At 68.9% G+C, this 20,301-nt stretch carries 16 protein-coding genes; 2 read left to right on the forward strand and 14 right to left on the reverse strand.

Annotated elements, in window-relative coordinates; translation table 11 throughout:
• Window positions 1-83: 83 nt before the first annotated feature.
• The 7 genes from PINTE_RS22610 to rpsL all read right to left on the reverse strand — a co-directional run bounded on the left by PINTE_RS22610 (window position 84) and on the right by rpsL (window position 6,758).
• Window positions 84-365 (reverse strand): DUF2599 domain-containing protein, encoded by a 282-nt coding sequence (locus PINTE_RS22610; protein ID WP_068427872.1) that lies wholly within the window; start codon window positions 363-365, stop codon window positions 84-86.
• Between the two features lie 194 nt (window positions 366-559).
• Window positions 560-1,156 carry a Uma2 family endonuclease gene (locus PINTE_RS07045; RefSeq protein ID WP_084343339.1) on the reverse strand — a complete coding sequence of 199 codons (597 nt, stop codon included), beginning with the start codon at window positions 1,154-1,156 and terminating at the stop codon, window positions 560-562.
• Between the two features lie 123 nt (window positions 1,157-1,279).
• On the reverse strand, window positions 1,280-2,269 hold the full coding sequence (gene glsA, locus PINTE_RS07050; RefSeq protein ID WP_068427875.1) for a glutaminase A: 990 nt from the start codon (window positions 2,267-2,269) through the stop codon (window positions 1,280-1,282).
• Window positions 2,270-2,377: 108 nt separating this feature from the next.
• Complete coding sequence (tuf, locus tag PINTE_RS07055) at window positions 2,378-3,571, reverse strand: elongation factor Tu (RefSeq protein ID WP_068427878.1); 1,194 nt, start codon at window positions 3,569-3,571, stop codon at window positions 2,378-2,380.
• A 112-nt stretch (window positions 3,572-3,683) separates the two neighbouring features.
• Window positions 3,684-5,786 (reverse strand): elongation factor G, encoded by a 2,103-nt coding sequence (fusA, locus tag PINTE_RS07060; RefSeq protein WP_068427880.1) that lies wholly within the window; start codon window positions 5,784-5,786, stop codon window positions 3,684-3,686.
• A gap of 127 nt (window positions 5,787-5,913) precedes the next feature.
• Entirely contained in the window at window positions 5,914-6,384 is a 471-nt protein-coding gene (gene rpsG, locus PINTE_RS07065) for a 30S ribosomal protein S7 (protein ID WP_068427882.1), read from the reverse strand.
• The gene (rpsL, locus tag PINTE_RS07070) at window positions 6,384-6,758 is read right to left on the reverse strand and encodes a 30S ribosomal protein S12 (protein WP_068427885.1); all 375 of its coding nucleotides are present in this window, start codon (window positions 6,756-6,758) and stop codon (window positions 6,384-6,386) included. Before rpsL ends, rpsG begins: the two co-directional genes overlap by 1 nt.
• A gap of 488 nt (window positions 6,759-7,246) precedes the next feature.
• Between rpsL and PINTE_RS07075 the strand changes: the two genes are divergently transcribed.
• Window positions 7,247-7,960: a DUF8692 domain-containing protein gene (locus PINTE_RS07075; protein ID WP_068427888.1), complete on the forward strand. Its 714-nt coding sequence runs from the start codon at window positions 7,247-7,249 to the stop codon at window positions 7,958-7,960.
• A 383-nt stretch (window positions 7,961-8,343) separates the two neighbouring features.
• On the opposite strand, the gene PINTE_RS07080 is transcribed toward PINTE_RS07075, so the two are convergent.
• The 4 genes from PINTE_RS07080 to rplJ all read right to left on the reverse strand — a co-directional run bounded on the left by PINTE_RS07080 (window position 8,344) and on the right by rplJ (window position 17,279).
• Window positions 8,344-12,237, reverse strand: a complete 3,894-nt coding sequence (locus PINTE_RS07080; protein WP_068427892.1) for a DNA-directed RNA polymerase subunit beta' — start codon at window positions 12,235-12,237, stop codon at window positions 8,344-8,346.
• A gap of 91 nt (window positions 12,238-12,328) precedes the next feature.
• On the reverse strand, window positions 12,329-15,814 hold the full coding sequence (gene rpoB, locus PINTE_RS07085) for a DNA-directed RNA polymerase subunit beta (RefSeq protein WP_068427895.1): 3,486 nt from the start codon (window positions 15,812-15,814) through the stop codon (window positions 12,329-12,331).
• A 427-nt stretch (window positions 15,815-16,241) separates the two neighbouring features.
• Entirely contained in the window at window positions 16,242-16,634 is a 393-nt protein-coding gene (gene rplL, locus PINTE_RS07090; protein ID WP_068427898.1) for a 50S ribosomal protein L7/L12, read from the reverse strand.
• A gap of 63 nt (window positions 16,635-16,697) precedes the next feature.
• Entirely contained in the window at window positions 16,698-17,279 is a 582-nt protein-coding gene (gene rplJ / locus PINTE_RS07095) for a 50S ribosomal protein L10 (RefSeq protein WP_068427901.1), read from the reverse strand.
• Between the two features lie 281 nt (window positions 17,280-17,560).
• Here rplJ and PINTE_RS07100 point away from each other — a divergent pair, with 281 nt between their 5' ends.
• Window positions 17,561-17,965, forward strand: coding sequence for a hypothetical protein (locus PINTE_RS07100; RefSeq protein WP_068427904.1), 405 nt, complete (start codon window positions 17,561-17,563; stop codon window positions 17,963-17,965).
• Between the two features lie 104 nt (window positions 17,966-18,069).
• Here the strand turns inward: PINTE_RS07100 and rplA are convergent, their stop codons facing one another.
• The 3 genes from rplA to nusG all read right to left on the reverse strand — a co-directional run bounded on the left by rplA (window position 18,070) and on the right by nusG (window position 20,251).
• Window positions 18,070-18,783, reverse strand: coding sequence for a 50S ribosomal protein L1 (gene rplA, locus PINTE_RS07105; RefSeq protein WP_068427907.1), 714 nt, complete (start codon window positions 18,781-18,783; stop codon window positions 18,070-18,072).
• 124 nt (window positions 18,784-18,907) lie between these two features.
• The gene (gene rplK, locus PINTE_RS07110) at window positions 18,908-19,339 is read right to left on the reverse strand and encodes a 50S ribosomal protein L11 (protein ID WP_068427910.1); all 432 of its coding nucleotides are present in this window, start codon (window positions 19,337-19,339) and stop codon (window positions 18,908-18,910) included.
• Window positions 19,340-19,501: 162 nt separating this feature from the next.
• Window positions 19,502-20,251 carry a transcription termination/antitermination protein NusG gene (nusG, locus tag PINTE_RS07115; RefSeq protein ID WP_084343341.1) on the reverse strand — a complete coding sequence of 250 codons (750 nt, stop codon included), beginning with the start codon at window positions 20,249-20,251 and terminating at the stop codon, window positions 19,502-19,504.
• Window positions 20,252-20,301: the final 50 nt, after the last annotated feature.

Here is a 20,301-nt window from a genome sequence, read left to right on the forward strand (position 1 = left end):
CATCGTGCCTCCTGGTCTGCACACGGTCCACCCTGCCCCATCCGGGGCCGGACACCCCGAGGTTATCCACAGGCGCGGGCCCATCAGCCGAGGTCCTTGCGCTCCCCCGGGTTGCAGCCCTGCGCGACGGTGCGCGGATAACCGACCGCGGGGCGCCACGGTTCGAGATGGAACTCCTCCTTGGTGGGCACGAACCGCACGCGGCAGGCGTACTGGTCGCGCATCCCCGGCTGATCGGCGCGCGGGGTGAGCCGCACGATCTCCTCCCAAGCCGCCTCGATCGACGCCTCGTCGGGGTGCGCGCGCTGCCACGCCGACGGCACGACGGTCAGGCTCGCCCGTCCCCCGCGAGTGGTCCAGCGCACCGACTCGACTCGTTGGCCGGGCGGCGGGAGCGGCGCCGGCGTCGCGGTCGTGTGCGTTGCCGTCGCGGTGGGGCGCGTCGTCGTCGCGCTCCGGCCGGCCGGACCCGACCCCGGTGGGGAGGCCGAGGCGCAACCCGCCAGGGCCACCACAAGCCCCGTCAGCGCCGTCAGCAGGCGCGTCACTCCCAGTCGCGTCACGCGCCCAGGTCGGCCGGTACGATCCGGATCGGGTAGGGGGCATCGACGACGAGCGGTTCGGAGCCGGTGGCCCGGGCCGCCTCCACGTACTCGCCGGCCACGAGGCGCCAGGCGAGCACCGAGGGCACGTCGGGATCGACCACCCAGTAGTGCTCGCAGCCCGCAGCCTCGAGCCGGCTGCGTTTGAGCGTGAGGTCGACGCGTCGCGTCGACGGCGACAGCACCTCAGCGGCGAGCACCGGTGCCGTCGGCAGATTGACCTCGGTGAGATCGTCGCGGCGGGCCACGATGAGATCGGGAATCAGCACACTGTCCTGTGCGAGCACGACATCGAACGGCGCGAACAGCACCTCCAGGTCGGCCGGGCACGATCGCTCCAGTGCCGACAGAAGGGCCTTGGCGGCCCGCTGATGCCGCAGGCGGGGTGACGGGCTCACGATGAGCACCCCGTCGACGAGCTCGTACCGGTGACCGTCATCGGGCATCGTCGCCAGGTCGGCGCGCGTCAGCTCCCGGCCCCACGGCAGGCGCAGGCCCCGCGTGGGGGTCGGCCCGGTTGCCGTGTCCTCGCTCATGACGCTCACGACACTCATGGTCCCTCCCGTTCGTCACCCGGTCCAGCCTGCCCGGTTGTGGTGGCGCGACCGTGGGGTTATCCACAGGGGTCGCGACGACCCGCCTGAGCGCCGGCGACCGGCAGGGTCAGCTGAGCCGGCTCACGCCAGCGAGCGCCAGCGGGCGGTGGGGCTCCAGTGGTCGGGGTCGAGCAGGTGCAGGTCGAGTTCGTCGGCGAGGCGGGCGAGCAGCTCCTGGCCGCGCACGCTGTTGCCGTGGCGGTCCAGGCGCGGCGAGAACGACCCGATGCCGAGGCAGCCGGGCAGCGCGCCGAGGATGCCACCGGCGACGCCGCTCTTGGCGGGCAGGCCGACGCTCGTCGTCCAGTCACCGGCGGAGCTGTACATGCCGCACGTGATCATCACCGACATCGTCAGCCGGGCCGCTTCCGCCGAGAAGACCCGCTCCCCGGTCAGCGGGTGCGCCCCGCAGTTCGCCAGCGTCGCGCCCATCAGCGCGAGATCCTGCGCATCGACGAGCACCGCGCACTGGCGCAGGAACCCGTCGACGACGTCGCGCGGATCGTCGGGCAGGATCTCCAGGCTCCGCAGCATGTGCGCGATCGCGAGATTGCGGTCCGCCCCGTCGAGCTCCGCCTCGTGCGTCTGCGCGTCGACCTCCAGCTGCCGACCGGCGGCCCGCGACAGCATGCGCACGATCCGTTCGGCGCGGTCGTCCGCGTCGGCTCCGGGGCCGCCGATGAGCGCGTGGATCGTCATCGCGCCCGCGTTGATCATCGGGTTGTCGGGCCGGTTCGACTTCTCCTCGATGGAGATCCGGTTGAAGGCCTCCCCCGACGGCTCGACGTCGACCATCTCGATGACCCGGCTCCAGCCGCACTCGTCGATCGCCATCGCGTAGACCAGCGCCTTGGAGATCGATTGGATGGTGAACTGCGCGGTGGCATCGCCGGCGCTGAACAGCCCGCCGTCGACGGTGGCCAGCGCCACCCCGAACCGTTCCGGGTCCGTACAGGCGAGGTCGCTGGTCGGCACCTCCACCTCGCCCGCGTCGTCGTCGCGGGTCGCCGCCAGCGCTGCCGCCAAACTCGTCGAGCGCTCGAAGCCGCGGCCGGCCGAATGCTGCGTCACTGCTGCCTCCTGCTCCCGTGCTGTTCGCACACCCTGACATGCCGAGGGGGCCCGAGCCGAAGCTCGGACCCCCGTCGTGGTGGTCCCGCGCCCGCGAGGGCGCTCGGATCACTTGATGATGTTGGTGACCCGGCCGGCGCCGACGGTGCGGCCGCCCTCGCGGATCGCGAACTTCAGGCCCTCCTCCATCGCGATCGGCTGGATGAGGTCGACCTTCATGTCGGTGTTGTCACCGGGCATGACCATCTCGGTGCCCTCGGGCAGGTGCACGACACCCGTCACGTCCGTGGTCCGGAAGTAGAACTGCGGACGGTAGTTGTCGTAGAACGGCGTGTGCCGGCCGCCCTCGTCCTTGGACAGGATGTAGACCTGGCCCTCGAACTCGGTGTGCGGGGTGATCGAAGCCGGCTTGCAGACGACCTGGCCGCGCTCGACGTCCTCGCGCTTGATGCCACGAAGCAGCAGGCCGACGTTCTCGCCCGCACGACCCTCGTCGAGCAGCTTGCGGAACATCTCGATGCCGGTGACGGTGGTCTTGGCCGACTTCTCGCGGATGCCGACGATCTCGACCTCCTCGTTGACCTTCAGCACGCCACGCTCGATACGGCCGGTGACGACCGTGCCACGACCGGTGATCGTGAAGACGTCCTCGACGGGCATGAGGAACGGCTTGTCGATGTCGCGCTCCGGCTGCGGGATCGCCTCGTCGACGGCGTCCATGAGCTCGAGAACGGTCTTGCTCCACTCCTCGTCGCCCTCAAGGGCCTTGAGCGCGGAGACCTTGACGACCGGAACGTCGTCGCCCGGGAACTCGTACTGCGACAGCAGCTCGCGGACCTCCATCTCGACGAGCTCCATGATCTCCTCGTCGTCGACCATGTCGGCCTTGTTGAGCGCGACGACGATGTAGGGCACGCCCACCTGGCGGGCCAGGAGCACGTGCTCCTTCGTCTGCGGCATCGGGCCGTCGGTGGCGGCCACCACGAGGATGGCGCCGTCCATCTGCGCCGCACCCGTGATCATGTTCTTCACGTAGTCGGCGTGACCGGGGCAGTCGACGTGAGCGTAGTGACGGCTCTCGGTCTGGTACTCGACGTGCGCGATGGAGATCGTGATACCGCGCTGCTTCTCCTCCGGCGCCTTGTCGATCTGGTCGAACGGCGTGAAGGGGTTCAGGTCCGGGTACTTGTCGTGCAGAACCTTGGTGATCGCAGCCGTCAGCGTCGTCTTGCCGTGGTCGATGTGACCGATGGTGCCGATGTTGACGTGCGGCTTGGTCCGCTCGAACTTCGCCTTCGCCACTGGTGTCCTCCTGTTGGACTGGGGTTGTTACGAGCCACAACCCGAGGTGGGGCGCAGCTGCGTTGGGGTTTGATACTTACGTGAAGAGCATCAGCGGGTGAGTGTACCCGCCTCACTCGCCTCGCATCTTCTTGACGATCTCGTCCGCGACGTTCCGGGGAACCTCCGCGTAGGAGTCGAACTGCATCGTGTAGTTGGCGCGACCCTGGGTCTTGGACCGAAGGTCGCCAACGTACCCGAACATCTCCGACAGCGGCACGAGCGCGCGAACGATCTTCGCGCCGCTGATGTCCTCCATGGACTGGATCTGCCCACGGCGGGAGTTGATGTCGCCGATGACGTCGCCCATGTACTCCTCGGGCGTGCGCACCTCAACGGCCATCATCGGCTCGAGCAGCACCGGGTCGGCCTTGCGCAGGGCCTCCTTGGTGGCCATCGAACCGGCGATCTTGAACGCCATCTCCGAGGAGTCGACGTCGTGGTACGCGCCGTCGAGCAGCGTCGCCTTGATGCCGACCATCGGGTAGCCGGCGAGCACACCGACGCCGAGGGCGTCCTGGATGCCGTGGTCGACCGACGGGATGTACTCCCGCGGGATGCGGCCACCGGTGACCTTGTTGTCGAACTCGTACATCGCACCCTCGGCGGTGTCCAGCGGCTCGAAGGTGATCTGCACCTTCGCGTACTGGCCCGAACCACCGGTCTGCTTCTTGTGCGTGTAGTCGTACTTCTCCACGGGACGACGAATCGTCTCGCGGTAGGCCACCTGCGGCTTGCCGACGTTGGCCTCGACCTTGAACTCACGCCGCATCCGGTCGACGAGGATGTCGAGGTGCAGCTCGCCCATGCCCTTGATGATCGTCTGGCCGGTCTCCTGGTCGAGCTCGACCTGGAAGGTCGGGTCTTCCTCGGCCAGCTTCTGGATCGCGGTCGACAGCTTCTCCTGGTCGCCCTTGGTCTTGGGCTCGATGGCCACGTTGATGACCGGCTCCGGGAACGTCATCGACTCGAGCACGACGTGGTTGTTCATGTCGCTGAGCGTGTCGCCGGTGGTGGTGTCCTTGAGGCCGATCATCGCGTAGATGTGGCCCGCGGAGACCGAGGTCACCGGGTTCTCCTTGTTGGCGTGCATCTGGAAGAGCTTGCCGATGCGCTCGCGCTTCTGCTTGGTCGAGTTGTAGACCGGCTGGCCCGCCTCGATGTGTCCGGAGTACACGCGCACGTAGGTGAGACGGCCGAAGAACGGGTGCGAGACGACCTTGAACGCGAGGGCCGCGAAGGGCTCGGAGGCATCGGCGTGACGCTCGATGATCTTCTCCTCGTCCTTGGGGTCGTGACCCTTGATGCTCTCGACGTCCATCGGGTTCGGCAGGTACGCCAGCACCGCGTCGAGCATGGGCTGCACGCCCTTGTTCTTGAACGCCGAGCCGCAGAACACCGGGTAGACCTCGCCGGCGATCGTCAGCTTGCGCACGCCGGCCTGGAGCTCGGTGAGCGTGAGCTCCTCGCCCTCCAGGTACTTCATCGTCAGTTCGTCGTCGGCCTCGGCCACGCGCTCGACCAGGTGGTTGCGGTACTCCTCGGCCCGCTCCTGCAGGTCGGCCGGGATGTCCTGGATGTCGTAGTCCTCGCCCTTCTGGACCTCGCCGGCCCAGACGAACGCCTTCATCGTCAGCAGATCGACGACGCCGGTGAACTCGCTCTCAGCACCGATCGGCAGCTGCATGACCAGCGGCTCCGCGCCGAGGCGGTCCTTGATCGTCTGCACGGTGTAGTAGAAGTCGGCGCCGAGCTTGTCCATCTTGTTGACGAAGCAGATGCGCGGCACGTTGTACTTGTCCGCCTGCCGCCACACGGTCTCGGACTGGGGCTCGACGCCCTCCTTGCCGTCGAAGACCGCGACGGCGCCGTCGAGCACGCGCAGCGAGCGCTCCACCTCGACGGTGAAGTCCACGTGGCCGGGCGTGTCGATGATGTTGATCTGGTGGTCCTTCCAGAAGCATGTCGTCGCGGCCGACGTGATCGTGATGCCGCGCTCCGCCTCCTGCTCCATCCAGTCCATCGTCGAGGCGCCGTCGTGCGTCTCGCCGATCTTGTAGTTGATCCCGGTGTAAAAGAGGATGCGCTCGGTCACCGTGGTCTTGCCGGCGTCGATGTGCGCCATGATGCCGATGTTGCGGACCTTCTTCAGGTCGGTCAGGACATCGAGTGCCACTAGCTTTATCGCTCTCGTCTCGTCGAATTGGGGTGCCGGGCCGGAGTCGGTCCGGCAGGTCCGTGGGCTGCCGGCGGGGGCGGTGCGCAGCACCGACCCCGCCGACCTGGCGCCATGGGGTGCAGGCTTACCAGCGGTAGTGCGCGAAGGCCTTGTTGGACTCGGCCATCTTGTGGGTGTCTTCGCGGCGCTTGACCGCTGCGCCCAGGCCGTTGCTGGCGTCGAGGATCTCGTTCATCAGACGATCGGTCATCGTCTTCTCACGACGCTGCCGGGCGTAGCCCACGAGCCAGCGCAGCGCCAGCGTCGTGCTGCGGCCGGCGCGCACCTCGACGGGCACCTGGTAGGTGGCGCCACCGACGCGGCGGCTGCGCACCTCGAGGGTAGGCTTGACGTTGTCGAGCGCCCGCTTGAGCGTGACGACCGGGTCGGTGCCGGTCTTCTGCCGGCAACCCTCGAGGGCGCCGTACACGATGCGCTCCGCGATCGACTTCTTGCCGTCGAGGAGGATCTTGTTGACCAGCTGGGTGACCAGCGGGGACCCGTAGACCGGGTCGACGACGAGCGGCCGCTTGGGGGCCGGTCCCTTACGCGGCATTACTTCTTCTCCTTCTTCGCGCCGTAGCGGGAACGCGCCTGCTGGCGGTTCCGCACGCCCTGCGTGTCGAGGGAGCCACGGATGATCTTGTAGCGAACGCCCGGCAGGTCCTTCACGCGGCCGCCGCGCACGAGCACGATCGAGTGCTCCTGCAGGTTGTGACCGACGCCCGGAATGTAGGCGGTCACCTCGATGCCCGAGGTGAGCTTGACGCGGGCGACCTTGCGCAGGGCCGAGTTCGGCTTCTTGGGCGTGGTCGTGTACACGCGGGTGCACACGCCGCGGCGCTGCGGGCTGCCCTTGAGGGCCGGGGTCTTGGCCTTGGCGGCCTTGTCCTGGCGCCCCTTACGGACGAGCTGGTTGATGGTGGGCACGCATTCTCCGTTTACTTCGTGTGGTGATCGGCCGAACGTGGACGGTCGGCCTCCTTGGTCTGCCCGCGCGCCGCTGGCGGCGCCGGGTGCTCCCCCCTGCACTTCCGAGCGGGCGAACGCACGTGAAAACGCGCGGTCCGATCCGACCGGCTGCCCGGCGAGAGGACATGTCCGTCGCGGTCCCGACTCGGTGAGACCGGATCGTTCGCGGTCTCAACCCGGGCAGGGTGCACCCAAGACATGCCCTTCCACATTACCGGGCGGCAGGAACCGGTTCCAAATCCACGCGTCCGAGGGCCAGGTCGGAGGCGGGAACGGCGGTCGCGGTGGGCGAACCGTGTCACATATCGAGCCACGAAAGCGTCTGGCAGATGAATGTCGCGGGAACCCACAGTGACGCTTCGCTACGCTGAACGGATCGCCAGGGGGCGATATTCCCGGGTCGGCGCTCGCCCCCGGGTGTTGGGGATTATCAGGGGGATTTTGTCATGCGCCGTCTTCCGGGCACCGGCTCCGAGCGGGTCGGAGCGCGCACCTTCGCCTACACCTTCGTGCCCGCGCTCGTCGTGGTCGGCGGCGTCGCCGTCGCCCGCGCCACGGTCGGCACGCCGATCGAGCACCTGACGACCGAGCCGACGACGCTGGGCCACGTGCCCGGCTACTACGGTCTGGTCTCCACGCTGGGGGTGATGTGCTGGGCGGCGGCCGTCGGCATGTTCCTCATGGGCGCCTGCCTGCTGTACGACCGGCTGGGGCGGCGCGACGCGGCCTTCTTGACCGCCTCCGCGCTACTCACCGGGTATCTCGCGATCGACGACGCGTTCACGTTGCACGAGGAGTTGCTGCCCTCGATCGGCATTCCCGAGGAGGCGGTGTACGCCGGCATCCTCGTCGCGGTGCTCGCCTACGCCGCGGTGTTCCGGCACGAGATCGCCCGCAGCGCGTGGCTCTTCTTGCTGCTCGCGGTGGCCTTCCTCGGCACCTCGGTGGTCATCGACAAGGGTTACGAACTGCTCGGCAGCCCCGGCGGCGGCGGCCTGGCGATATGGGCCGAGGACGGCGCCAAGTTCATCGGCATCTGCGCCTGGGTCGCCTACGCGGCCCTGTCGACCCGGGGCCTCGTGCGCTCCGGCATCGTGCGCGCCGCCGCCGGCACCGACTCCCCCGTGCGCACGACCGGGTCGGCCGACCTGCCGCGCTGAGCCCGCTCCCCCCGCCCTTGTGGTGAGGCGCTGGTGAGTCCGAGGCCCCCCGAGGCCCCTGAGTCTGAGGCCCCTGAGGCCCCTGAGGCCCCTGAGGCCCGGGTGAGGGCGTTCGCCGCGGGCGTCTACCCGGCGCGGCGACGGGACACCGCCGGATCGCCCGGGCACGCGTTCCTCCACCGGACACCCGCGATCGCAGGTGTCCGGTCGATCAACGGGTGTCCCGGACGCGGAGGCGGTGTCCCGTCTCCTCGCAGAGACGCCAGGGCCGCCGGGGACACGAGAGACGCGTTGGACGCTGCTCCCGCTCGGAGCACCGCACGGCGAAGGGCCGGTCACCCCCGCGGGGTGACCGGCCCTTCGTGGCAACGCGGGCGACTCGCTCAGCTGTCGAGGCCGAGGGTGGCGTCGTCGAGGCGCACGGCCTCGCCGGAGCCCGGCCCGAAGGCCGAGTAGTCGTACTGCTGGTAGTCGGGCATCGAGTACATCGCGGCCTTGGCCTCTTCGGTGGGCTCGACCCGCACGTTGCGGTAGCGGGGCAGGCCCGTACCGGCCGGGATGAGCTTTCCGAGGATGACGTTCTCCTTCAGGCCCAGCAGCGGGTCGGACTTGGCGTGGATCGCCGCGTCCGTGAGCACCCGCGTCGTCTCCTGGAAGGAGGCCGCCGACAGCCAGCTGTCCGTGGCCAGCGAGGCCTTGGTGATACCCATGAGCTCCGGCCGACCGGAGGCGGGCCGGCCGCCCTCGGCGACGACCCGACGGTTCTCGGTCTCGAAGTGACCGCGCTCGGCCATGGAGCCGGGCAGCAGGTCGGCGTCGCCGGCCTCGATGATCGTCACGCGCCGCAGCATCTGGCGCACGATGACCTCGATGTGCTTGTCGTGGATCGACACACCCTGCTGGCGGTACACGTTCTGCACCTCGTCGACCAGGTGCATCTGCACGGCCCGCGGGCCGAGGATGCGCAGCACCTGCTTGGGGTCGATGGCGCCCTGCACGAGCTTGGTGCCGACCTCGATGTGCTCGCCCTCGGAGACCAGCAGGCGCGAGCGCTTGCTGACCGGGTAGGCGTGCTCGTCGGAGCCGTCGTCCGGGGTGAGCAGGATGCGGCGGGCCTTGTCGGTCTCCTCGATCGTGACCCGGCCGGTCGCCTCTGCGATCGGCGCGACACCCTTGGGGGTGCGGGCCTCGAACAGCTCGACCACACGCGGCAGACCCTGCGTGATGTCGTCGCCGGCCACACCACCGGTGTGGAAGGTCCGCATCGTCAGCTGGGTGCCGGGCTCACCGATCGACTGGGCCGCGATGATGCCGACGGCCTCGCCGATGTCGACGAGCTTGCCGGTGGCCAGGCTGCGCCCGTAGCACTTGGCGCACGTGCCGACGTGGCTGTCGCAGGTGAGCACGGAGCGCACCTTGACCGCCTCGACGCCCGCGGCGACCAGGGCCCCGATGACGACGTCACCGAGGTCGGCGCCCGCCTCCACGAGGGTCTCGCCGTCGTGCACGACGTCTTCGGCGAGGGTGCGGGCGTAGACCGCGGCCTCGACGTCGTCGTGCGGCGCCAGCGTGCCGTCGGACTTGCGCACCGCGATCGGCAGCGTCAGGCCGCGCTCGGTGCCGCAGTCGTCCTCGCGGATGATGACGTCCTGGCTGACGTCGACGAGTCGACGCGTGAGGTAACCGGAGTCGGCGGTGCGCAGCGCGGTATCGGCCAGACCCTTTCGCGCGCCGTGCGTGGAGATGAAGAACTCCAGCACCGACAGGCCCTCGCGGAAGTTCGCCTTGATCGGGCGCGGGATGATCTCGCCCTTCGGGTTGGCCATGAGGCCGCGCATGCCGGCGATCTGCCGCAGCTGGAACCAGTTACCGCGGGCGCCGGAGGAGACCATGCGGAAGATCGGGTTCGTCCGCGGGAAGTTGGCCTCCATCTCCTTGGCGACCTCGGCGCTGCCCTGGGTCCAGATCTCGATGAGCTCCTGACGGCGCTCCTCGTCGGTGATCAGACCGCGCTCGTACTGCACCTGCACCTTCTCGGCCTTGCCCTCGTAGCCGGCGAGGATCTCGCCCTTGCGTGAGGGCGTGACGACATCGGAGATCGCCACGGTCGTGCCCGAACGGGTGGCCCAGTAGTAACCGGCCTCCTTGAGCGCGTCGAGGCTGGCCGCGACCTGCACCTTGGAGTACCGCTCGGCGAGGTCGTTGACGATGAGCGAGAGGCGCTTCTTGTCCACGGCCTGGTCGACGAACGGGTAGTCCAGCGGCAGCGTCGTGTTGAAGATCGCGCGACCCAGCGTGGTCGTCACGACGATCGAGGAGACGGCGCCGTCGGCTCCGGTCTCGACGCCCTCGGGCAGCTCGTAGCCGGCCGGGGGCACGAAGTCGGCCAGGCGCACCTTGATCGGGGTGCCGAGCCGGATCTCACCGGCGTCGAAGGCCATCCGCGCCTCGGCGATGCTGGCGAACGCCCGCGGGTGCTCCTGCGCGTCGGCGTCGGTCTCCACCTCGCTGGTCAGGTGGAACAGGCCGATGATCATGTCCTGAGACGGCATGGTCACCGGGCGTCCGTCCGCCGGCTTGAGGATGTTGTTCGAGCTGAGCATGAGGATGCGGGCCTCGGCCTGCGCCTCGGCGCTCAGCGGCACGTGCACGGCCATCTGGTCGCCGTCGAAGTCGGCGTTGAACGCACCGCAGACGAGCGGGTGCAGCTGGATGGCCTTGCCCTCCACGAGCTGCGGCTCGAACGCCTGGATGCCGAGGCGGTGCAGCGTCGGCGCGCGGTTGAGCAGCACCGGGTGCTCGGTGATGACCTCTTCGAGCACGTCCCACACGGCCGGGCGGGCGCGCTCGACCATGCGCTTGGCGCTCTTGATGTTCTGCGCGTGGTCGAGGTCGACGAGGCGCTTCATGACGAACGGCTTGAACAGCTCCAGCGCCATCTGCTTGGGCAGGCCGCACTGGTGCAGCTTCAGCGTCGGGCCGACGACGATGACCGAACGGCCGGAGTAGTCGACGCGCTTACCGAGCAGGTTCTGGCGGAACCGGCCCTGCTTGCCCTTGAGCATGTCGCTCAGCGACTTCAGCGGGCGGTTGCCCGGCCCGGTGACCGGGCGGCCGCGGCGGCCGTTGTCGAAGAGGGCGTCGACCGCCTCCTGCAGCATCCGCTTCTCGTTGTTGACGATGATCTCGGGCGCGCCGAGGTCGAGCAGCCGCTTGAGGCGGTTGTTGCGGTTGATGACGCGGCGGTACAGGTCGTTGAGGTCGGACGTGGCGAAGCGGCCACCGTCGAGCTGCACCATCGGGCGCAGGTCCGGCGGGATGACCGGCACGCAGTCGAGCACCATGCCCATGGGGCTGTTGCTCGTCGTCTGGAACGCGGTGACGACGCGCAGCCGCTTGATGGCGCGGGTCTTCTTCTGGCCCTTGCCGGTGGCGATGATCTCGTGCAGCGAGGCGGCCTCGGCCTGCAGGTCGAAGGTCTCCAGGCGCTTCTGCAGCGCCGCCGCACCCATGCCGCCCTCGAAGTAGAGGCCGTAGCGCATGCGCATCTCGCGGTAGAGCACCTCGTCGCCCTCGAGGTCTTGCACCTTGAGGTTCTTGAACCGGTCCCAGACCTGCTCGAGACGCTCGATCTGCTGGTCGGCCTTCTTGCGGATGTTGTTCATCTCGCGCTCGGCCGACTCGCGCACCTTGCGGCGCACGTCGCCCTTGGCGCCCTCGGCCTCCAGCTCGGCCAGGTCGCCCTCGAGGCGCTTGGCGCGGGAGTCGACCTCGGCGTCGCGGGCCTTCTCGATCTCCTTCTTCTCGACGTCGAGCTGCGCCTCCAGCGACGGCAGGTCGCGGTGGCGGGCGTCTTCGTCGACGGAGGTGATCATGTAGGCCGCGAAGTAGATGACCTTCTCGAGGTCCTTCGGAGCCAGGTCGAGCAGGTACCCCAGGCGCGAGGGCACGCCCTTGAAGTACCAGATGTGGGTGACCGGGGCGGCCAGCTCGATGTGACCCATCCGCTCGCGGCGCACGCCGGAGCGGGTGACCTCGACGCCGCAGCGCTCACAGATGATGCCCTTGAACCGGACGCGCTTGTACTTGCCGCAGTAGCACTCCCAGTCGCGGGTGGGGCCGAAGATCTTCTCGCAGAAGAGTCCGTCCTTCTCCGGCTTGAGGGTGCGGTAGTTGATCGTCTCGGGCTTCTTGACCTCGCCGTGGCTCCACGCGCGGATGTCCTCCGCGGTCGCCAGGCCGATGCGCAGTTCGTCAAAGAAGTTGACGTCGAGCACGTGTGTCTCTCTCTCGCTTCACAAACTTGTGGTCAACACGATTCGGTGTGGTGCGCCGGCGGGGCTGCCGCCGGCGCACCGGATGTGGTCGTCAGACTTCTTCGACGCTGCTCGGCTCGCGCCGGCTCAGGTCGATGCCCAGCTCCTCGGCGGCCCGGAAGACCTCCTGGTCGGGCTCGCGCAGGTCGATGGACTGACCGTCGGAGGAGAGCACCTCGACGTTCAGGCACAGCGACTGCATCTCCTTGATGAGCACCTTGAAGCTCTCGGGGATGCCCGGCTCGGGGATGTTCTCGCCCTTGACGATGGCCTCGTACACCTTGACGCGGCCGGTGACGTCGTCGGACTTGATCGTCAGCAGCTCCTGCAGCGCGTAGGCCGCGCCGTACGCCTCGAGGGCCCACACCTCCATCTCGCCGAAGCGCTGGCCACCGAACTGCGCCTTACCACCCAGCGGCTGCTGCGTGATCATCGAGTACGGGCCGGTGCTGCGGGCGTGGATCTTGTCGTCCACGAGGTGGTGCAGCTTGAGGATGTACATGTAGCCGACGCTGACCGGGTCGGGGTAGGGCTCACCGGAGCGGCCGTCGAACAGGCGCGCCTTGCCGCTGGCTCCGATGAGCCGCTCGCCGTCGCGGGTCGGCAGCGTCGAGTCGAGCAGCCCGGTGATCTCCTCCTCCTTGGCGCCGTCGAACACCGGCGTGGCCACGCGGCTGCCGGCCGGGGCCGAGCGCGCGTCGTCGGGGATCATGCCCGCCCAGTCGGGGTCGCCGGCGATCTCCCAGCCGCGGCTGGCGGCCCAGCCGAGGTGGATCTCGAGGATCTGGCCGATGTTCATGCGGCCCGGCACACCGAGGGGGTTGAGCACGACGTCGACGGGTGTGCCGTCCTCGAGGAACGGCATGTCCTCGACCGGGAGGATCTTGGAGATGACGCCCTTGTTGCCGTGCCGGCCGGCGAGCTTGTCGCCGTCGGTGATCTTGCGCTTGTTCGCCACGTAGACGCGCACGAGCTGGTTGACGCCCGGCGGCAACTCGTCGCCCTCCTCGCGGTCGAACACCTTGACGCCGATGACCGTGCCGGTCTCGCCGTGCGGCACCTTCAGCGAGGTGTCGCGCACCTCGCGGGCCTTCTCGCCGAAGATCGCGCGCAGCAGGCGCTCCTCGGGGGTCAGCTCGGTCTCACCCTTGGGGGTCACCTTGCCGACGAGCAGGTCGCCGTCGCGGACCTCGGCGCCGATGCGGATGATGCCGCGCTCGTCGAGGTCGGCCAGCACCTCCTCGGAGACGTTCGGGATGTCCCGGGTGATCTCCTCGGGGCCCAGCTTGGTGTCGCGCGCGTCGACCTCGTGCTCCTCGATGTGGATCGAGGAGAGCACGTCGTCCTGCTCGAGACGCTGGCTCAGGATGATCGCGTCTTCGTAGTTGTAGCCCTCCCACGGCATGAACGCGACGAGCAGGTTGCGACCCAGGCTCATCTCGCCGCCGTCGGTGGCCGGGCCGTCGGCGATGACGTCGCCGACCTCCAGGCGCTGGTTCTCGTCGACGAGCACCCGCTGGTTGTAGCTGGTGCCCTGGTTGGAGCGCATGAACTTGGCGATCCGGTAGGAGACGTGCGTGCCGTCGTCGTTGCCGACGGTCACGACGTCGGCCGAGACCGACTCCACGACACCGGCCTTGGTGGCGCGCACGACGTCACCGGAGTCGAGCGCGGCGCGGTACTCCATGCCGGTGCCGACGTACGGCGCCTCGGAGCGCACCAGCGGCACGGCCTGCCGCTGCATGTTCGCGCCCATGAGCGCGCGGTTGGCGTCGTCGTGCTCGAGGAACGGGATGAGCGCGGTGGCGGCCGAGACCATCTGGCGCGGCGAGACGTCCATGTAGTCGACGTCGACGCCCGGGAGGTCTTCGGACTCACCGCCCTTGGAGCGCACGAGCACGCGGTCGTCGACGAAGTAGCCGTCTTCACCGATCGGCGCGTTGGCCTGGGCGATGACGAACTCGTCTTCCTCGTCGGCGCTCAGGTAGTGCACGAGGTCGGAGACCTTGCCGTGCTCGACCTTGCGGTACGGGGTCTCGACGAAGCCGAACGGGTTGATGCGCCCGTAGCTGGCGAGCGAGCCGATGAGGCCGATGTTCGGGCCTTCCGGGGTCTCGATCGGGCACATGCGGCCGTAGTGGCTGGGGTGGACGTCGCGGACCTCCATGCCGGCGCGGTCGCGGCTCAGACCGCCGGGGCCCAGCGCCGACAGGCGGCGCTTGTGGGTCAGGCCCGCGAGCGGGTTGTTCTGGTCCATGAACTGGCTCAGCTGGCTGGTGCCGAAGAACTCGCGGATGCTGGCCACGACCGGGCGGATGTTGATCAGGGTCTGCGGCGTGATCGCCTCGACGTCCTGGGTGGTCATGCGCTCACGCACGACCCGCTCCATACGGCTCAGGCCGGTGCGCACCTGGTTCTGGATGAGCTCGCCGACGTTGCGCAGGCGGCGGTTGCCGAAGTGGTCGATGTCGTCGGTCTCGACGCGCAGCTCGACGTCGGCGCCGCGGCGCCGGCCCGGGATCGTCTCCTGGCCGGCGTGCAACGCGACGAGGTACTTGATCGTCGCGACGATGTCGTCGACGGTGAGCGTCGACTCGCCGAGCCCCGCCTCGATGCCCAGCTTCTTGTTGACCTTGTAGCGGCCGACCTTGGCCAGGTCGTAGCGCTTGGGGTTGAAGTAGAGGTTGTCGAGCAGCGCCTGCGCGGCCTCGCGCGTCGGCGGCTCGCCCGGGCGCAGCTTGCGGTAGATGTCGAGCAGGGCGTCGTCCTGACCCGTGGTCGAGTCTTTCTCCAGGGTCTGCCGGATCGCGTCGTAGTCGCCGAACTCCTCGAGGATCTGGGCGTCGCTCCAGCCGAGGGCCTTGAGCAGCACCGTGACCGACTGCTTGCGCTTGCGGTCGACGCGCACGCCGACCATGTCGCGCTTGTCGATCTCGAACTCCAGCCACGCGCCCCGGCTCGGGATGACCTTGGCCGAGTAGATGTCCTTGTCGGAGGTCTTGTCGGGGGTGCGCTCGAAGTACACGCCGGGGCTGCGGACCAGCTGGGACACCACGACGCGCTCGGTACCGTTGATGATGAACGTGCCCCGCTCGGTCATCAGCGGGAAGTCGCCCATGAACACCGTCTGGCTCTTGATCTCGCCCGTGGTGTTGTTCATGAACTCGGCGGTGACGAACAGCGGAGCGCTGTAGGTCATGTCCCGTTCTTTGCACTCGTCGATCGAGTACTTCTGCTCCTCGAAACGGTGGTCTCGGAAGCTGAGGGACATGGAGCCGGAGAAGTCTTCGATCGGGGAGATCTCCTCGAAGATCTCCTCCAGACCGGAGCGCTCGGGAACGTCGTCGCGCCCCTCGTCGATGGCCAGGGCCACCCGCTCCTGCCAACGCTCGTTACCGAGCAGCCAGTCGAAACTCTCCGTCTGAAGCGCCAACAGGTCGGGCACTTCGAGGGGTTCGCGGATCTTCGCGAAAGACACACGGCCGGAGGCCGTGATAGCACTGGACATCTTCTGGGTCGCGGTACGCGAGGCAGCCAAGGATGGTCCTTCCAGAGGCCTGGGTTGAACGGCGGTTCGCCTGCCGTCATGCTCGCTCTACCTCGCAGAGGCGCCCCTGACCAGCGAAGTCACAGTGATCCCCGGACTGGGCCGGAAGGGATTGGCGCATGTGACGGGTCGGGGGGCTCGACGCGAGCAGGGAGCATAGGCAGCGCAAAGCGACAGCATACCCGTGAGGCGCGCGAGAGTCTAATCGACTCCGATCGGCGCCGCAGCCCGTGGCCTGAGCCGGTCGAACCTGCTCGCTCAGTGTCCTGCCCAGTCGAGCGCCAGGTCAAGCTTTGTGTGCGCCGGGTGTGTGCATCTCGGCGCGACGAATTGCCCGTACGGACGACGGCGGGGGCCACGGACATGTCCGTGGCCCCCGCCGGGGTGTGCGCCTGCTGGACGCGAGAGAGTCAGCGCGTCACTTGAGGGTGACGGTGGCGCCGGCGCCCTCGAGGGCGGCCTTGGCCTTCTCCGCGTCTTCCTTGTTGGCCTTCTCCAGGACGGGCTTGGGGGCACCGTCGACGAGGTCCTTGGCCTCCTTCAGGCCGAGGCTCGTCAGGGCGCGCACCTCCTTGATGACCTGGATCTTCTTGTCGCCGACCGACTCGAGGATGACGTCGAACTCGTCCTTCTCCTCCTCGGCGGGGGCGTCGCCGCCCGCGCCACCGGCGGCGGGGGCACCCGCGACGGCGACCGGGGCCGCGGCGGTGACGTCGAACTTCTCCTCGAACGCCTTGACGAACTCCGAAAGCTCGATGAGCGTCATCTCGGAGAAGACGTCGAGGAGCTCGTCGTTGCTGAGCTTGGCCATGATGGCTTCCTTCCTAGCTATGCCGTGAGTGGCAGTTGATGAATCGCAGGCTGCGCTCGCGCGTCAGCCCTCGTCGCCACCCGCGGCGACGTCGGTGGTCTCGGCGGCGGCAGGCGCGGGGGCGCCACCCGCCTCCTCGACCTTGGCGCGCAGGGCCTCGACGGTGCGGACCGTCTTGCTCAGCGGCGCCTGGAACAGGGCGGCGGCCTGGCTCGTCTTGGCCTTCATGGCACCGGCGAGCTTGGCCAGCAGAACCTCGCGCGACTCCAGGTCGGCGAGCTTGGTGATCTCCTCCGCGCTCATCGCCTTGCCGTCGAGAACGCCGGCCTTGATGACGAGGAGCGGGTTGGCCTTCGCGAAGTCACGCAGGCTCTTGGCCGCCTCCACCGGGTCACCGGTGACGAAGGCGATCGCCGACGGGCCGGTCAGGTGCCCGTCGAAGGCGGTGACACCTGCCTCCTTCGCGGCGATCTGAGTCAGCGTGTTCTTCACGACCGAGTAGGAGCCGTTGGCGCGCAGCGACGTGCGCAGCTCCGAGAGCTGCCCGACGCTCAGGCCGCGGTACTCGGTGAGAACGGCCGCACCGGACTCGCGGAACAGCTCCGTGAGCTCGGCGATGGCTGCCTGCTTCGCGGGCGTTGCCATGGGGCCTCCTTGAGAATTCGATGCCGGCACCCCGACCCCATGAGAAAAGCTCCCGGCGCAGGGCACGGGAGCTCGAGAACACACGACCGGCCAGGAGGCCGAGCGGTGTGGAGTTTCGTGGCCTGCGCTGGTCGCCCCTCGTGGGGCACTTCGGTCGAGGCCCGGCTCGCTGTCGCGAACTCGGCCCGACAACCGGCGGTCATGGGTCTCCCCCAGGGTACGGGACGGCCCGACGCGCGGCCAAATCCGCTCCCGGCCGGGCCAGGGGCGAGGATGTGCGGGTGCCCCGAATCGTCGTCGTCCCCGGCCTGGCCGTGCGCCGCTACCTCGAACCGGCCGTGGACCGGCTCCGCTCCCAGGGCGCCGACGTGCGCCTGTACCGCCCGCCGGCCTGGAGCGGGCGGGAGTCGGTCGAGCAGCTGAGCCGGGAGCTCGCCGACGACCTGAGCGGGGCGCCCGTCGACCTGCTCGTCGGGTTGTCCGTCGGCACCTACGTGGCCGCCGGCGCCGCGGCCGTGGCGCCTGCGAACCAGCGGGCGATCGTGCTGGTCAGCCCGGTCGAGGCGAACTCGTGGCGCGCGCTCGGTCTCGCCGACGGGCAGCGCGTGACGATCCCGCGCGCCGGGCACTCCTGGCCCTACCACGACCCCGGCGGCTTCGCCCGCACGATGCTCGGGCTCGCCTGACACACGCGACGGCCCGCCCCGCGGGTGCGGGGCGGGCCGTCGTTTGTGCGTATCGTCCGTGTGTCCTGCGCGTCGTGCCCTCGCGGGCCGGTCGCGGGTCGGGCTCAGGCCTCGTCGTCGACCAGCAGGTTGCGGGTGCGGTTGTAGTCCAGCGGGATGCCGGGGCCCATGGTCGTCGTCATCGTCGCCTTGGTGATGTAGCGACCCTTGCTCGCCGACGGCTTGAGCCGCAGGATCTCCTCCAGCGCCGCGCCGTAGTTCTCCACCAGCGACTTCTCGTCGAACGACGCCTTGCCGATGATGAAGTGCAGGTTGGAGTGCTTGTCGACGCGGAACTCGATCTTGCCGCCCTTGATGTCGCCGACGGCCTTGGTGACGTCCATGGTCACGGTGCCGGTCTTCGGGTTCGGCATGAGGCCGCGCGGGCCGAGCACCTTACCGAGGCGGCCGACCTTGCCCATGAGGTCGGGGGTGGCGACGACCGCGTCGAAGTCGAGCCAGCCGCCCTGCACCTTGGCGATGAGGTCGTCGGAGCCGACGTAGTCGGCACCCGCGGCCTCCGCGGCCTCGGCGTTGGCGCCGGTCGCGAAGACGAGCACGCGGGCCGTCTTGCCGGTGCCGTGCGGCAGGTTGACGGTGCCGCGCACCATCTGGTCGGCCTTGCGGGGGTCGACGCCGAGCCGGAACGCGACCTCGACGGTCGAGTCGAACTTCGTCGTCGCCGACCTTTTGGCCAGGCGCACGGCCTGCAGCGGCGAGTAGCTCGTTCCCTCGCCGATCTCCTGTTCAGCGGCCCGGTAGGCCTTGCTGCGCTTCATGATCTCTCCTGGTGATTCTCGCGGGCGCAATCGCCCACTGTTGTGTGGAGTTGTGGTGCGGGTCAGCGCGTGACCCTCCCACCGCGGTGCGCGAGCCGTGCCCGCGCACCGCCGGTCGAGTGCGTCAGCCCTCCACCGTGACACCCATCGACCGAGCCGTGCCGGCGATGATCTTCGCGGCCTGGTCGAGGTCGTGGGCGTTGAGGTCTTCGAGCTTCTGCTGAGCGATCTCGCGGACCTGCTCCTGCGTCAGCTTGGCGACCTTCGTCTTGTGCGGCTCGCCAGAACCCTTGGGGATGCCGGCGGCCTTCTTGATGAGCTCGGCGGCGGGCGGGGTCTTCGTCACGAAGGTGAACGAGCGGTCTTCGTAGACCGTGATCTCCACCGGGATGACGTTGCCGCGCTGGGATTCCGTCGCGGCGTTGTACGCCTTGACGAACTCCATGATGTTGACGCCGTGCTGACCGAGCGCCGGACCCACGGGCGGAGCCGGGGTGGCCGCACCGGCCTGGATCTGCAGCTTGATGTAGCCGGAGACCTTCTTCTTGGGAGGCATGAGCCTTCTTTCTTCGTCGTGGGCCGACGCCGTGGGCGATGACCCGGTTGCATGCGGGAGGAAACGCATCCCCCCGCGTCTTTATTCGCGGCGCGAACGGGCCGCGCCGAGATTATGTCCGGCGTGCGGGCACGCCCGCAGACCGGCTCAGATCGTGGCGACTCAGATCTTGGCGACCTGGTTGAAGGCCAGCTCGACGGGCGTCTCGCGGCCGAAGATCGAGACGAGCACCTTGAGCTTCTGGCTCTCGGGCAGCACCTCGGAGATCGTCGCGGGCATCGTCTCGAAGGGGCCCTCCATGACCGTGACCGACTCCCCGACCGAGTAGTCGGACTCGAGGGCGGGCGCCGATGGGCCGCTGGACGGGGTCGAGGCCGCGGCGGCCGTGCCCGCGCTCTCGGCGGCGGCGGTCTCGGCCTGCGGGGCGAGCATCGAGAAGACCTCGTCGAGGCTCAGCGGCACCGGCGAGTACGTGTTGCCGACGAAGCCGGTGACGCCCGGCGTGTGCCGCACCGCGCCCCAACTCTCGTCGCTGAGCTCCATGCGCACCAGCACGTAGCCGGGCATGCGCACGCGGCGCACGACCTTGCGCTGGCCGTTCTTGATCTCGGTGACCTGCTCCATCGGCACCTCGGTCTGGAAGATGTGCTCCTCCATGTTCAGCGAGGTGACGCGCTGCTCGAGGTTCTGCTTGACGCGGTTCTCGTAGCCCGCGTAGGTGTGCACGACGTACCAGTCGCCCTCGGCGAAGCGCAGCTGGCGGCGCAGCTCCTCGGCCGGGTCGACCTCCTCGGCCTCCTCCTCGGCGGGCTCGGGCTCGTCGGCGGCGGGCTCGGCGTCCTCGGCAGGCTCAGCCTCGTCGATGTCCTCGGTGTCCTCGGTGTCGTCAGCAGCCTCGTCGGGCTCGGGCAGGACGTCGGGGTCGACCTCGGATCCGCCCGGCGCGAGCGAGACCTCGGGCG

This window comes from Piscicoccus intestinalis NBRC 104926 (genome assembly GCF_001515525.1).
In the GTDB taxonomy this organism is placed as follows: domain Bacteria; phylum Actinomycetota; class Actinomycetes; order Actinomycetales; family Dermatophilaceae; genus Kineosphaera; species Kineosphaera intestinalis.